The sequence below is a fragment of the Acinetobacter sp. 24-47-67 genome, assembly GCF_056779735.1.
In genome coordinates, this window is the sequence record NZ_JBWYIK010000007.1 from 80237 (window position 1) to 95995 (window position 15759).

Genomic DNA, 15759 nt, shown 5'->3' on the forward strand with positions numbered 1-15759 from the left:
TAGATGGAATTAACCACCAATTTTGCGATATTTTTGGCGCTTAGCCACTAGATCATCGCCATCGCGTTTACGACGGTATTCTTCGAACTCAGCATAGTTTCCTGTGAAGAATTCTGGTGTTTCACCTTCGAATGACAAGATGTGCGTTGCAATACGGTCTAGGAACCAACGGTCATGCGAGATGACCATTACAGTACCTGGGAATACTAAAATTGCATCCTCAAGCGCACGTAAAGTTTCGATATCCAAGTCGTTCGATGGTTCATCGAGAAGGATAACGTTTGCGCCCATTTGTAGAATTTTCGCAAGTTGTAAACGGTTACGCTCACCACCTGACAATTGACCTACACGCTTCTGCTGATCTTGGCCTTTAAAGTTAAAACGACCAATATATGCACGTGATGCGATTTCATATTCACCAATACGTAAGATATCTAAACCGCCAGAAACTTCTTCCCAAACCGTTTTATTGTTATCTAAGGTGTCACGAATCTGACCCACGTAAGCCACTTTAACTGACTCACCTAGCGTTACCGTACCTGTATCAGGTTGTAATTCACCTGTCATCATACGGAATAGTGTGGTTTTACCCGCACCGTTCTCACCCACGATACCCACGATCGCACAAGGTGGAACAACAAAAGATAAATCTTTGTAAAGCGTACGATCACCAAACGATTTGCTAATACCTTCAACTTCCACAACCTTGTTCCCTAGACGTGGACCAGGTGGAATGTAGATTTCAGACGTTTCGTTACGTTGTTGGAATTCACGAGAGTTAAGCTCTTCAAAGCGTTCCATACGTGCTTTATTTTTCTTTTGCTGACCTTTTGCATTAGAACGAACCCATTCAAGTTCTTTTTTCAATGCTTTAGCAAAAGATTCTTCTTGCTTCTGTTCTTGCTCTAAGCGGGCATTTTTCTGCTCTAACCAAGAAGAATAATTACCTTGATAAGGGATACCCATACCACGGTCAAGCTCAAGAATCCACTCAGCAACGTTATCCAAGAAATAACGGTCATGCGTAATCGCAACGATTGTACCAGGGAAATCTTTTAAGAAACGTTCCAACCATGAAACAGATGATGCATCCAAATGGTTCGTCGGTTCGTCAAGAAGCAACATGTCTGGTTTAGACAAGAGCAAACGGCAAAGTGCCACACGACGGCGCTCACCACCTGACAATTTAGTGACATCAGCATCCCAAGCTGGCAAGTTTAACGCTGCCGCTGCTTGTTCAAGCTGGTTATTTAAGTTATGCGCATCCCAAGTTTGAATAATTGCTTCAAGCTTTTCTTGCTCTTTTGCAAGTGCATCAAAGTCGGCATCTTCAGCTGCATATTCAGCGAAAACTTCATCAAGACGAGCTAATGCATCAAGTGCTTCACGAACGCCATCTTCAACGTTGCCACGAACGTCTTTTGTTTCATCTAATGGCGGCTCTTGCTCAAGGTAGCCGATCTTGATACCTGGTTGTGCACGAGCTTCACCAGAGAAATCTTTATCTACGCCAGCCATAATACGAAGCAAGGTAGATTTACCTGCACCGTTTAAACCAAGAACACCAATTTTAGCGCCCGGGAAAAATGATAAAGAGATGTCTTTAAGGATTTCGCGCTTAGGCGGAACCATCTTAGACACACGGTTCATCGTGTAAATATATTGGGCCACGTAGGACTCCTCTATAAAAAAAACAAAATCCGCTGTAAATACAAATCGCGGACAAATAATTAGGGAGCATTATACGATGAATACGATAAAAACATAAGCCATACGCCCGAACTTGCAAGGAATGTTACAAGTTTATTTTTTCATCAAACTTACCATTCAAAGTGCACAAGAATATGGCTTTTAAATGAGCAACATATGAGAATTTTAGATAACTTTTTCAATATTTATAAATTTTATAATATGATTAGGGTGCTATATTCTCATTGAACAATTTTTAAACCACAAGAAGATCTCAAAATGACATATAAGGACGAAACCCTCGCCATCCATGCTGGATACTCACCTGAACCAACGACTAAAGCAGTTGCGGTACCCATTTATCAAACGACGTCTTACTCATTTGATAATACGCAACATGGCGCAGACCTATTCGATTTAAAGGTCTCTGGGAATATTTATACACGAATTATGAACCCAACGACTGCTGTGCTTGAACAACGTATTGCAGCACTCGAAGGTGGGATCGGCGCATTAGCACTTGCATCAGGTATGGCAGCCATTACCTATGCCATTCAAACCATTGCTGAAGCTGGGGACAATATCGCTTCCGTATCTACACTTTATGGTGGTACATATAATTTATTTGCACATACGCTACCAAAACAAGGGATCGAAGTGCGCTTCTTCGATTATCAAAATCCAGAAAGTTTGCGAGCACTTGTTGATGAAAAAACTAAATTAGTCTTCGTTGAGTCTATTGGTAATCCACTCGGCAATATTATTGATTTAGAAGCGATTTCTAAGCTTGCACATGAACTTGGCATTCCTGTAATTGTGGACAATACAGTTGCTACACCAGTACTTCAAAAATCTTTTGAATTTGGTGCAGATATTGTTGTTCACTCTCTAACCAAGTACATCGGCGGACATGGTAATTCGATCGGCGGTATCATTGTTGACAGCGGTAAATTCCCTTGGGGTAAATATCCAGATCGTTTTAAAGCGTTAAATACGCCCGATCCAAGCTATCACGGCGTGAACTATGTCGAAGCGCTTGGTGAAGCAGCTTATATTGCACGTGCTCGTGTCGTGCCATTACGCAACACAGGTGCAGCGATTAGCCCACAAAATGTTTTCTTAATCCTGCAAGGTTTAGAAACATTAAGTTTACGTATGGAACGTCATACTGAAAATGCTTTAAAAGTTGCTCAATATTTACAAGCTCATCCAAAAGTAAAATGGGTAAATTACGCAGGACTACCTGATCACCCGCAACATGCTTTAGCTCAGAAATACGTTAAGGGCAAACCTTCAGCAATTCTTTCATTTGGTGTACAGGATGGCTTAGCAGGCGGAACTCGCTTTATAGATGCCCTACAATTATTCACACGATTGGTGAATATCGGTGATGCAAAAAGCTTAGCATGTCACCCAGCAACTACAACGCATCGCCAACTGAATGAAGAAGAGTTAAAAGCTGCTGGCGTTTCTACGGATATGGTTCGCTTATCTATTGGAATCGAACATGCTGACGATTTAATCGCCGACCTAGAACAAGCGCTCGCTCAAGTTTAATCTTGGTAATACATTAGAAATAAAGCCTCATGACTGGGGCTTTATCCTCATTTACCATATCGTCTTTTTCAATTATTTTATTCGTATTACCACAATAAAAAATTAGAGCATTTACTCTAATTTTTACAATAAATTCATAAACTTATGCCATGGTTTATTTTCATTTTTCCACTATGCTGATTTGTATGACACGTTTAAAAATACGTGTTCCACAATTCATTGCATTTACAGGGAGAATGAAGTGAATAAAAAATTAGAACAGCGTTTTAAAAAACGTGTCCATGGAAAAAATATTCTGATTACAGGCGCGTCCAGTGGTATCGGTTTAACTGTTGCACATCAATTGGCTGCGGCAGGTGCGCATGTATTATTGGTGGCACGAACTGAGGAAACTTTACAACAAGTAAAATATGAGATTGAGCAAAAAGGGGGAAAAGCTGACATTTTTCCTTGTGATTTGAATGATATGAGTTCAATCGATGCTGTAACGCAACAAATCTTCAATAGCGTCACACATATTGATATTTTAATTAATAATGCAGGTCGTTCGATTCGCCGTGCAGTCCATGAGTCCATCGACCGTTTTCACGATTTTGAACGCACGATGCAACTCAACTATTTTGGTGCTGTTCGCCTCATTTTAAATATCCTTCCACATATGATAGACCGTGAACGTGGACATATTATTAATATTAGTTCAATTGGTGTATTAGCCAATGCTACACGCTTTTCTGCATATGTCGCTTCAAAAGCTGCATTGGATGCATTTAGCCGTTGCCTATCAGCTGAAGTCCATGCGCATAATATCGCTATCACCTCGGTCTACATGCCTTTGGTCAGAACGCCGATGATCGCTCCAACTAAAATATATAAATACGTGCCAGCACTTTCACCGAATCAAGCTGCAGATTTAATCGCTGGTGCTATTGTGAACCGTCCAAAAAAGGTAGCGACTGGTCTTGGAAAGCTTGCATCAATTACTTATGCAATTGCACCTGATATTAATAATAAATTGATGTCGATTGGATTTAATTTATTTCCAAGCTCTACTGCTTCTGTCGGTCGCCAAGAGAAATTAAACATTGTACAGCGTGCATATGCCCGACTATTTCCTGGCGAACATTGGTGATCGAACAAGTTAATTTAAGTACTTTGTGAGATGATCTTGTTACATTTTCACTGTGTGATTTTAATTATTCTTTAAGAATTAAATGCCATGATCAAAACATAAAATAGGAGTTTGTCATGGCTCAAATTTATTTTTTTAGATTATTTTTTCTAGCAGTTGCTGTTTTGATTTTTACTCAAATCATGAGCATGATTATTCAGCAACATTACTCATTCGACACCTTATTACAGCTAGGTTTATTTTTAATTTTGCTTGAGCTGGGATTCAACATAAAACCAGCCGATGCTCAAAATAAAACTGAATTGGATCAACAGCAGATGAATCATGCCAAAGCACCAAAGTCTTATGCATATCATTTGTCAAAAATAGGTTTAGGCACTATTGCATTCAGCTTGATCTTACCGAATCTTATTTAGTGCTAATCATGATTGGGTTCAAATCTAGGCGTAAAAAAAATTTTGAGATCATTCGTTAGGCGGCAGAGTTATGTTATAAACCTTGCATCTTATTGATTTTATGCTTTGTACTTATGCGTGGTTTAGCTTTAGTGCTGCAATGTGCAGCCATCGCATTTGCGATATTCCTCATTTATCAAGTTACTCTCGGTTTTTATACTCAAGAATTTAAAGTTTTAGACGTAGTCGCAGATGTAGGAACTATTCTCATCTGTATCGATCTTGCCGTATTCTTGTGGCATAGCCGCCAAACTAAAGCTGCCAACCTACAAGACTATGCACAAAAGATCGAACAATCAGTTCCAAAATTCGTAAAAATTTCACGAAAATTAGGTCATCTCGGGATTTTATTGATCTTAACCAGCTGGATTGTCCCCATGATTAATGGATAAATTAAAAACCTCCCATTTGGGAGGTTTTTAATATCACTTACTGATGAAATGAGATCATTTAAGATAAAAAGTTGACTTGACCAGATTTCACATCATAGATTGCGCCAACAATCCCAATCTCTTTACGCTCAATCATGTCTCTTAACGTGTCACTATTTTTAATAATATAATTAATATTATTTCGCACATTTAACACAGTTACGGCATCAATAAAATTGGTTGTAAGTTGATAATTACTCATATCATTTTTGACTGTTTCCGCCGCCTGCATAATCGGCTTCAAAAAATGCTGAACGTTCGGTGTATCTTTTAGTTGACTCAAATCCACTTTTTGCTCAAATAAATGACAAGCAGATCCTACCGCACCACAGTCCGTATGCCCCAATACCACGATCAGTTTTGAACCTTTGGTTTTACATGCAAACTCTAAAGAGCCCACGACTTTTTGACCAGCAATATTTCCAGCAATACGCAAACTGAATAAATCACCGATTCCTACATCAAAAATGCGCTCTGTCGGTGCTCTAGAATCCATACAACCCAACACTGCAGCAATAGGATGTTGCCCTGCATTTGACGTGACTTGAATCTGGCGAGCAATATTATGGTGTAAACGCTGATGATTAATAAAACGCAAGTTCCCGTCTTTTAGCATCTGTAAAACTTGATCAGGACTGAGCTGTTTTTGGAGTTCTTGCGTACTCACATCAAGATCGAGCTCGTCCTCTTTTATTTCAGGATAATGCGCTTTAAAACCTTGTAAATTAACTTTTATCCCCTGTTTTACCGCGACTTCACTTTGAAAGTCCTTAATAATTTGATAGATATCTGGATCAATATAATAGGTATTGGATGCATCGATTAGCACCGTTTCATGCGGTTTAATTTTTTCTAAAGCGGTGACGAGTGCGGCACGATTTAAAAAACTTAAATTCGGTGCTAATTCAATACGGGTAAGTGAGCCATGCAAATGTTTTTCATGGATCACACGTACACCACGGTGTAGATGACTCTGTAAGATAATCAATAAACTGATCACTAAACCAATCATGATGCCTTTCAGTAAATCAGTTGCAATGATTGCAACTACCGTGACAATAAAAGGTAAAAATTGTTTCCAACCCTGCGCATAAATCCGTTTAAATAAACTTGGTGTTGCCAGTTTAAATCCAGTCAAGATTAAGATTGCTGCCAATGAAGATAGCGGTATCGCATTGATCAATGGGGTGAGCGCCGCCACTGCAACAATTAGTAAAAAACCATGAAAGATTGCAGAAAATTTAGTTTTAGCTCCACTGGTTGCATTCACTGAACTACGAACAATGACTGAGGTAATCGGCATACCACCGATCAATCCTGACATGGAGTTTCCTACCCCCTGTGCAAATAATTCACGATTCGGTGGTGATGAGCGCTTTTGTGGATCCATCTTATCGGCAGCTTCTAAATTCAATAGTGTTTCAAGAGAAGCCACCACCGCTAATGTAATTGCACCCGTATAAATTAAACTATTATTCCAATACGAAAAATCTGGAAACTGGAAAATCGTTTCTGAACCAGAAAAGATATTCGGAAGATTAATCAATTGTTGAGGGTTTACTGCATATGGAGAGCCGATTTTCAACATGATAAAGTTAAGAAGTCCAGCAAATATCACCGCAATCAAGGCTGAAGGCAGCGGCAGTTTTTTTAATTTACTACTATCCCACAGTAGGATTAACGCAATACAACTTAGACCAATTAATCCTGAGCCAATATCAATATGACTCAGTACAGATTGAATTGACCATTGATCAATCAAAACAAAGCCTTTGACATCCAAACCAATCAATTTAGGTAATTGACTGATAATCAGTAACAGACCAATCGCGGCAAGCAATCCCAAAATCACATTGGTGGGTACGAAATTTGAGAAAACACCTAACCTAAAAATACCAAATAATATTTGTAAAATTCCAGCTAAAAACAATGTGAACAAAAAGGCTTGATAATTACCTTGTAGTAATTCAATTTGGGTCAATACAATCGCCACTAAGCCTGCAGCGGGACCAGATACACTGATATGTGAGCCACTAAAAAAACCAACAACGATTCCACCAATCACGCCAGCAATGATGCCTGAAATGAGTGGTGCACCTGATGCATGAGCTATGCCCAAACAAAGCGGAAGTGCAACAAGGAAAACAACCAGACCTGAGAGCAAATCACGACTATAAAATCGAGGTTTCAGCTCTTCATTTTGAGATATACTCATGTTTAATTTCTCTTAATTATATGACTTATAAAGTTAAAAATAATTTTGAAGTGACTAATTGATTATTAAGTTTTTATTGTTATTTTATACCATCTTAAAGTTTACATTTAAAATAAATCACCTTGATGTTCTTCATTTATTTAAAAACATAAGCATAAAAAACCTCCCATATGGGAGGTTTTTTACCTGATTAAAGATTACTTCGAACCTTTAACCCCTGCTTGTAATAATAATGCACCTAAACCACCAATCTTCTGTTCTTGTGGTTTCTGCTGCTGAGGTTTTTTCGCATGTTGTGGGCGATCACCGTATGGACGTGCTTGCTGAGGACGCTTCGCGTGTGGTTTACGCTCACCACGTTGCTCTTGCTGGCCTTGAGTTTCACGGCGTGGCTGGCGCGGTGCCTTCGCAGGTGCTTCAGATCCTGCAGGACGCATCGATAAATTCACACGATTACGTTCCACATCAACTTGTAACACACGCACTTGAACAATTTGCCCTGGTTTCACAAACTTATGTGGATCAGAAATAAATTCATTCGCTAGTTCTGAAATATGAACTAAACCATCTTGATGAACACCAACATCAACAAATGCACCAAAGTTCGTTACATTGGTCACTACACCTTCAAGCTCTAAGCCTTCAGTCAGTTGTGAAACCTCAGTAATGTCATCACGGAACTTCGCTGTACGGAACTCCGGACGTGGATCACGACCTGGTTTTTCAAGCTCCGCCAAAACATCTTGGATCGTTGGTAAACCAAATTTGTCATCAACAAACTCTTCAGGTTTAACCTGACGAATGATTTCAGTATTGCCAATAATATCTTTTACAGTGGTCGCTTTCGCTTCAACAATCTTGTTGACTAAACCATAAGACTCAGGATGAACTGCTGAAGCATCCAATGGCTCTGAACCGTCTTGAATACGTAAGAAACCTGCAGCTTGCTCAAAAGTACGCTCACCTAAGCGTGGTACTTTTTTCAAATCTTGACGATTATCAAAACGACCATTCTCTTTACGGTAGTCTACAATTTGCTGTGCTATAGATTTGTTTAATCCTGCGATGTAACCCAAAATCGCTGAAGATGCTGTATTCACATCTACACCAACTGAGTTCACACAGTCTTCCACTACAGCTTCAAGCGTTTTTGCCAAGCCTGTTTGATTCACATCGTGTTGATATTGACCTACACCAATTGATTTAGGATCAATCTTCACAAGTTCAGCCAATGGATCTTGTAAACGACGCGCAATAGATACTGCACCACGAATCGATACGTCTAAATCTGGTAATTCTTGTGAAGCCAATTCAGATGCTGAATATACTGAAGCACCTGCTTCAGATACAGACACGCGCGTTAATTTAAGATCAGCATGAGCAGCCATCATTTCCGCAACAACAGCTTCTGTTTCACGACTCGCGGTACCGTTACCAATAGCAATTAGCTCAACATTGAATTCACGGCATAAACGTGCCAATTCATTGATTGAGCCTTCTTTATCTTCTTTAGGTGCGAATGGATAAATCGTGCTGTGTGCCAGTACATCTCCAGATGCATTCACGACAGCCAATTTCACACCCGTACGGATACCAGGATCCACACCTAAAGTAGTACGTGAACCTGCTGGTGCAGATAAAAGTAAATGACGTAAATTTTCTGCAAATACTTGCATTGCTTCTGCTTCAGCAGCCAAACGCTTTTCTGTCAGAAGTGAATGCTCAATTGTAGGGCGGACTTTGCCGAGCCAGAATAATTTTGCAGTCTGCTTCAGAAAATCTTGACGGGCTTGAGGTTGAACTTGATCAAGATTGTATTCAGTTTCAATGCGCGCCAAAGGAGCATCATTTTCACCATCAACTTTTAGACCGAGTACATTCTCTTGACGTCCACGTAACATTGCCAATAAGCGATGTGATGGAACTTTGTTTAAATTTTCAGAAAAATCGAAGTAGTCACGGAATTTTTTACCAACTTCTTTTTTCTCTTCACTAGCAACTAAGCTTTTTAACACTGCTGTTTTTGCAAACATCGCTTTAAGCTCTGTCGTGAGTGCAATATTTTGTGCCCAGTCATCAATGAGAATATGCTGAACAGCGTCTAATTGACTCTCTAAATCAGGATAATCTTCATGATTAAATCCTGCTAAAGCTTCTGCAGGTTCAACATTTTCATTATAGATTTTTTCAGCGATTGGGCCTAAACCAGCCTCTTTTGCTTTAAATGATTTACTTGTACGTTTTGGACGATACGGTGCGTAAATTTCTTCTAATGCATTTTTTGTTTCAACGGCATTGACGCGAGCTAACAAATCATCCGTGAGTTTATTTTGTTCTTTCAGTGATTCAATGACCTTTTCACGGCGTTCAAATAAATCACGAAGGTAAGTTAATCGGGTATCCAGTTGACGTAACTGCGTATCGTCTAAGCCTTGAGTTACTTCTTTACGGTAACGTGCAATAAATGGAACACTAGAACCTTCATCAATCAGCTTAATGGCAGCTTCTACTTGGTTTGGACGTACGGCAAGTTCACTTGCCAACTGCTGAACTAAGTCAGTCATCGTGTTAAATTCCACAAGGATAAGGACTAAAAGTTAGTGATTATAAAGACCGAGACTATAAAATCCACAATTGTTTTGAATATTTGCAATGAAATTTTAAATAAAAGTCTCAATTTTTCTAGTTTTATCTCCCAGAGAAAAAGCTTCTAGTGAGATCTCTGATCAATTATTTGAGTGTAATGCGTCATTGTGTCATCACTTTGACAATGAACTAAAACATTTAACTCTTTATAATCACTTTATTTTTCTGATTTTGATGTAAATTTTTTGCTTTCAATACCACTTCAAATTAGCTTCATATTGAATAGCGATTTTATTTTAAATTATTTGCTTAAAAACAGGTCAATACATGTTGTGATTTGGTTTCAGAACACACTTAAAATTGTAATTTTGAGCAATTTGATACATAGTCTTAACAAGAACTTAGGCATTATACTGAGACAAATGACTATTTATAAATACAACTTTTAAGGGAGTGCATCATGAGTTTAGTTGTACCTGCTGAAAATACTGATGTAGTACACAATGACACTGACAGAGTTGAACGCATTCTGGTCGTCGACGATGATGTGCGTCTTCGTACCCTTTTACAACGGTTTTTAGAAGATAAAGGTTTTGTGGTTAAAACCGCACATGATGCCACGCAAATGGATCGGTTATTACAACGTGAACTTTTCTCGCTCATCGTTTTAGATTTTATGCTTCCTGTAGAAGATGGTTTGAGCATTTGTCGTCGTTTAAGGCAGTCTAACATTGACACGCCTATTATTATGCTCACTGCACGTGGTAGCGACTCTGATCGTATTGCAGGGCTTGAAGCAGGTGCTGATGACTATCTACCAAAACCATTCAACCCAAATGAATTGTTAGCTCGTATCCGAGCTGTACTACGTCGACAAGTGCGTGAGGTTCCTGGGGCACCAAGCCAGAATGTTGAAGTGGTTTCATTTGGTCCTTGGTCACTCGATCTATCGACTCGAACATTGACTCGTGAGGGTCAAGTGGTGACCTTAACTACTGGTGAATTCGCAGTACTCAAAGCATTGGTGCAACATCCTCGTGAACCGTTGACACGTGATAAATTAATGAATTTGGCACGTGGTCGTGAATGGGGAGCAATGGAACGCTCTATTGATGTTCAAGTCTCTCGTTTACGTCGTTTAATCGAGGAAAATCCGGCTCGTGCACGCTATATTCAAACGGTGTGGGGTGTGGGATACGTATTCGTACCAGATGGTGCAGAATAATTTTTTAAACAATGGACTCCGCCATCAATGATGTCGGGGTCTTTATTTTATGTATTAAACAATTACATGCACTTATTCTTTTTCAGCCCAAACTCTCAGGTTAGACCGTGAAACTTGATCCTATTGACCCACAAAAATTTAATGAATTTGTTGCGTATTCAGAGCGAAAACGAACGAAATGGGAACGCTTTCTTGACAAAATCAAGCCGCGCTCCGCTGCAATGCGAACAACAGTTTTGGTTGTTTTTGTGGTGTTCTTTAGTCTGTTTATGTCACTTTGGTTTTTTTGGAAAACCCTCTATTTACCAGAGATTCAACAGCATGCACGCTACCTTGCGGTTGAACTCGAAATTATCAACAACCCCGACCTTCGAATTTTTCATGGTGACACTGAACTTGATGTTGACACATGGTTAAAACAGCGTGTTGGAATTGAATACGTTACAGACCCTGCTGCGTTCCCCAACCAGCGCGATAAAGTCATTGCTGAATTCTTTACGAACCAAGTTGAAAAACGTTTGGCCAAAGAGCTCGACGTGCCTGAGGTCACCGTCTATTTCCAATTTAAACCTAGCCCACGTATTTGGATTCAAACCCCAGAAATGAACGGGAATTGGGTTCAAGAACCGTTAAAAACTTATGCAAATTATAGCCCCGAATTGATTTTGGCATGGTTTCTTGGCGTACCGCTGATTTCAGCCATGATTATCTTAACTTTAGTGAGACAGCTCAATCGCCCACTACGCCGACTTCAAAATGCAGCAAATAGCTATAGTAAAACTGGAAAAGCCCCCTATCTTGAGACGAACCACGGACCTTTGGAAATCCGCCAGGTCAACCAAGCCTTTAATCATATGATTTATACATTAGAGCTCACTGAGCGTGATCGTCAAATTATGTTGGCTGGTATTTCACATGATTTAAGAACCCCGCTCACTCGAATTCGACTGAGTGCTGAAATGATGTCAGATGATGACTTCTTGAAAGAAGGCTTAATCTTTGATGTGGATGATATGGATGCCATTCTTAATCAGTTTATTTCTTACATGCGTGATGGTTCAGATGAAGACCTAAAAGAAACCAATATCAATACCCTTTTGCAAGAATTGGTTATTCAGTTTAAACCCCTGGATATTCGCTTTGAACCAGAAGAACTCCCACTGATTACTGCTCGTTCGCTTTCCCTCAAGCGCTTAATTGGTAACTTAATTAATAATTCTAAGCGTTATGGTGCTGAACCCATTGAGCTAAGTGCGAAAGTCGAGGGAGATCATCTAAAAATTTGTGTTGCTGATCACGGTGATGGAATCCCAGAAGATCAAATTGCAGACCTTATGCAACCTTTTGTACGTGGCAATGAAGCACGTACCATCCAAGGGAGTGGTCTTGGTTTAGCCATTGTAAAACGAATTGTCGATATTCATGAAGGTGAATTAAAAATTCATAATCGTCCTGAAGGAGGTCTTGAAGCGGTCATTCTACTGCCCCTTTCAACACCTCAAGTTGCTGATATTTCAACCAATAGCACCTTAGATAAAATCAGGCAAACCATCACCGAACGATTTTGATGAATGGTGAATAGTTGAACGGTTGAATTGGTTTAATTATTCACCACAATGAAAATTAAAAATAAAAAACAATATCTTACAAACCATAATATATCTTTATATCCGCATTTTTTGAAAAAATTAGACCTTAGCCTAACAGGTATGCAAAATGGCTCGCTTGATCGGTACAATCGGTGCCAGATCCAGAATATCAAGAGAAGAGTAAACCATGTCTTTAGATCGCATTCGTTTAGAGTCACTTCATGAAAAAGTCATTTCAGCTGAACAAGCTTCAACGTTTATTGAAGATGGCATGACCGTAGGTATGAGTGGTTTCACGCGTGCTGGTGAAGCTAAAGCAGTTCCATTGGCATTGGTAAAACGCGCTCATACAAACCCTTTAAAGATCACTTTAATCACTGGTGCGTCTTTGGGTAATGACTTAGATAAACAGTTAACTGAAGCTGGCGTATTGGCTCGTCGTCTACCTTTCCAAGTCGACAATACTTTGCGTAAGGCGATCAATAAAGGCGAAGTAATGTTTATTGATCAGCATTTGTCAGAAACTGTTGAACAAATGCGTAATAAACAATTGAAAAAGCCTGATATTGCAGTCATCGAAGCTGTAGCAATTACTGAAGATGGTGGCATCATTCCAACGACTTCAGTAGGTAACTCAGCAAGCTTTGCAATCTTTGCAGAAAAAGTAATTGTTGAAATTAACACAAATTTAAGCCCAGCATTCGAAGGCTTGCACGATATTTATATCCCATCTTATCGTCCGACACGTCAGCCGATTCCACTCACTCAAGTCGATGAGCGTATTGGTACACACGCAATTAATATCGATCCTGCTAAAATTGTTGGCATCGTATTTAACAGCGAATTGCATGATTCTCCATCAACAGTCACTGCACCAGATGATGAGACTCAAGCAATTGCAAACCACTTAATCGAATTCTTTGAAAAAGAAGTGGCTGAAGAACGTCTTCCTAAAAATTTAGGTCCATTACAAGCAGGTATTGGTTCAATTGCCAATGCGGTATTAACGGGTCTTAAAGAATCGAATTTTGAAGATCTCATCATGTACTCAGAAGTACTTCAAGACTGTACTTTTGAATTAATTGATGCTGGTAAAATGAAATTCGCTTCTGGCTCATCAATTACACTTTCTGCACGTTATGGTGAAAAAGTATTCAACAATCTTGAGAAATACAAAGACAAACTTGTATTACGCCCTCAAGAAATTTCAAACCACCCAGAATTGGTACGCCGTTTAGGGATTATCGGGATCAATACTGCGCTTGAATTTGACATCTACGGCAATGTGAACTCTACACACGTATGTGGTTCAAAAATGATGAATGGTATTGGTGGTTCAGGTGACTTCGCACGTAATGCGCATATCGCAATCTTCGTGACTAAATCAATCGCTAAAGGCGGTGACATTTCATCTGTAGTGCCGATGGCATCTCACGTAGATCACACAGGTCATGACGTAGACGTTCTTGTGACTGAACAAGGTCTTGCTGATTTACGTGGTCTTGCACCGCGCGAACGTGCACGTGCAATCATCGATAACTGTGTTCACCCATTGTATAAAGATGCATTAAACGACTATTTTGATCGTGCATGTGCTAAAGGTGGACAAACCCCTCACCTACTTACAGAAGCGCTCTCTTGGCATTCTAATTTTGAAGAAACAGGTCATATGTTATCTGCACCTGCTGAAGCAAAATCTGCATAAGTATGAATTTGAAAAAAGCCCTGATATTCAGGGCTTTTTTTATTTCAACGATTCTATAATACTTTTAGATCATAATAATAGTTGACATAAACTAATGAAATAGGCAGGATTGGGCAGGACACTAAAGTGTGATAAGTTTTACATTTCACAAATATTAAATTACACAAAATCACACTTTTGCAGCTGAACTTTACACATAATTTGAATATTATTATTTCATAGCAAGATTATGAGTGAACAAATAATAATAACAGCGTACTGTTTCATCAGTTTTCCTTCCTAGATTTCCCCCAAAATCTAGGAATTTTTTTGTCTATATCTTTTACAAAAATCAAGTTTAATATCACATAAAAAAACCTCGATATTCGAGGTTTTTGTGTATTATATGAATTCTATTTTAATGATTACCTTGAACTTTTTCTTCAATCTCTTCCACACTGGTGTGTCGTACGTCATAGCCTTTAGCCATATAAATCACTTGTTCAGAAATATTTCGCGCATGGTCACCAATACGCTCCAAAGAACGCAGCACCCACATGACATTCAGAACACGAGAAATATGACGAGGATCCTCAATCATGTAGGTCATTAATGTACGTGTAGCAGATTGATATTCACGATCGATATCTGCGTCAGCCAACAATACTTTAAGTGCTTGCTCTGCATCAACACGTGCAAATGCATCCAATGCATCATGAATCATTACTCGCACTTGATTACCGATATGACGTGTTTCCATATAACCACGAGGTGATTCACCTTCTTCACATAGATTTTGGGCTATACGTGCAATTTTAGCTGCTTCATCACCAATACGTTCTAAATCGGTATTGGCCTTGCTCATTGCAATCACCATACGCAGATCACTTGCAGCAGGATGGCGACGCACTAAAATCAAAGTCAAACCTTCATCAATTTCACGCTCATAGCGATTTACCGTATTATCCTGAAATTGGACATCTACAGCTAAATTCACATTTGTATCTAAAAGAGCATGAATGGCATTAGCAACTTGTTGCTCAACCAAACCACCCATCGCCATAAATTTGGTATGGACATCTTGCAAATCTTCGTTAAATTGAGAAGAAATATGGTGGCTAAGTACAGGATTATTAGAGCTCAAAGTCTTATTACTCCACACAGCGTGAATGGATTGAAATTTTTGCCATATTAAAGCA

11 protein-coding genes are annotated in these 15759 nt (G+C 39.3%); 7 read left to right on the top strand and 4 right to left on the bottom strand.

Annotation, left to right across the window (positions count from 1 at the left end; translation table 11 throughout):
- Nucleotides 1–9: 9 nt before the first annotated feature.
- The gene (ettA, locus tag AC1M9K_RS09820; protein WP_035263944.1) at nucleotides 10–1671 is read right to left on the bottom strand and encodes an energy-dependent translational throttle protein EttA; all 1662 of its coding nucleotides are present in this window, start codon (nucleotides 1669–1671) and stop codon (nucleotides 10–12) included.
- Between the two features lie 297 nt (nucleotides 1672–1968).
- On the opposite strand from ettA, the gene AC1M9K_RS09825 reads away from it, so the two are divergent.
- The 4 genes from AC1M9K_RS09825 to AC1M9K_RS09840 all read left to right on the top strand — a co-directional run bounded on the left by AC1M9K_RS09825 (nucleotide 1969) and on the right by AC1M9K_RS09840 (nucleotide 5222).
- Nucleotides 1969–3246: an O-acetylhomoserine aminocarboxypropyltransferase/cysteine synthase family protein gene (locus tag AC1M9K_RS09825; protein ID WP_035263942.1), complete on the top strand. Its 1278-nt coding sequence runs from the start codon at nucleotides 1969–1971 to the stop codon at nucleotides 3244–3246.
- A 241-nt stretch (nucleotides 3247–3487) separates the two neighbouring features.
- The gene (locus AC1M9K_RS09830) at nucleotides 3488–4375 is read left to right on the top strand and encodes an SDR family NAD(P)-dependent oxidoreductase (RefSeq protein WP_092767298.1); all 888 of its coding nucleotides are present in this window, start codon (nucleotides 3488–3490) and stop codon (nucleotides 4373–4375) included.
- Between the two features lie 116 nt (nucleotides 4376–4491).
- Nucleotides 4492–4791: a hypothetical protein gene (locus tag AC1M9K_RS09835; protein WP_035263939.1), complete on the top strand. Its 300-nt coding sequence runs from the start codon at nucleotides 4492–4494 to the stop codon at nucleotides 4789–4791.
- A gap of 113 nt (nucleotides 4792–4904) precedes the next feature.
- Nucleotides 4905–5222 (top strand): hypothetical protein, encoded by a 318-nt coding sequence (locus tag AC1M9K_RS09840; protein WP_092767300.1) that lies wholly within the window; start codon nucleotides 4905–4907, stop codon nucleotides 5220–5222.
- Nucleotides 5223–5280: 58 nt separating this feature from the next.
- Here AC1M9K_RS09840 and AC1M9K_RS09845 read toward each other — a convergent pair whose 3' ends face one another.
- Both AC1M9K_RS09845 and AC1M9K_RS09850 read right to left on the bottom strand, forming a co-directional pair.
- Nucleotides 5281–7476 (bottom strand): bifunctional SulP family inorganic anion transporter/carbonic anhydrase, encoded by a 2196-nt coding sequence (locus tag AC1M9K_RS09845; RefSeq protein WP_481589161.1) that lies wholly within the window; start codon nucleotides 7474–7476, stop codon nucleotides 5281–5283.
- Nucleotides 7477–7673: 197 nt separating this feature from the next.
- On the bottom strand, nucleotides 7674–10040 hold the full coding sequence (locus tag AC1M9K_RS09850; protein WP_481589162.1) for a Tex family protein: 2367 nt from the start codon (nucleotides 10038–10040) through the stop codon (nucleotides 7674–7676).
- 482 nt (nucleotides 10041–10522) lie between these two features.
- Between AC1M9K_RS09850 and ompR the strand changes: the two genes are divergently transcribed.
- The 3 genes from ompR (at nucleotide 10523) to AC1M9K_RS09865 (ending at nucleotide 14581) form a co-directional block, all read left to right on the top strand.
- The gene (gene ompR / locus AC1M9K_RS09855) at nucleotides 10523–11287 is read left to right on the top strand and encodes an osmolarity response regulator transcription factor OmpR (protein WP_035263934.1); all 765 of its coding nucleotides are present in this window, start codon (nucleotides 10523–10525) and stop codon (nucleotides 11285–11287) included.
- A 107-nt stretch (nucleotides 11288–11394) separates the two neighbouring features.
- Entirely contained in the window at nucleotides 11395–12855 is a 1461-nt protein-coding gene (locus AC1M9K_RS09860; RefSeq protein WP_481589163.1) for an ATP-binding protein, read from the top strand.
- Nucleotides 12856–13063: 208 nt separating this feature from the next.
- Nucleotides 13064–14581 carry an acetyl-CoA hydrolase/transferase family protein gene (locus AC1M9K_RS09865; RefSeq protein WP_481589164.1) on the top strand — a complete coding sequence of 506 codons (1518 nt, stop codon included), beginning with the start codon at nucleotides 13064–13066 and terminating at the stop codon, nucleotides 14579–14581.
- A 397-nt stretch (nucleotides 14582–14978) separates the two neighbouring features.
- On the opposite strand, the gene phoU is transcribed toward AC1M9K_RS09865, so the two are convergent.
- A complete protein-coding gene (gene phoU / locus AC1M9K_RS09870; RefSeq protein WP_035263928.1) occupies nucleotides 14979–15704 on the bottom strand; it encodes a phosphate signaling complex protein PhoU in 726 nt (241 codons plus the stop codon).
- Nucleotides 15705–15759: the final 55 nt, after the last annotated feature.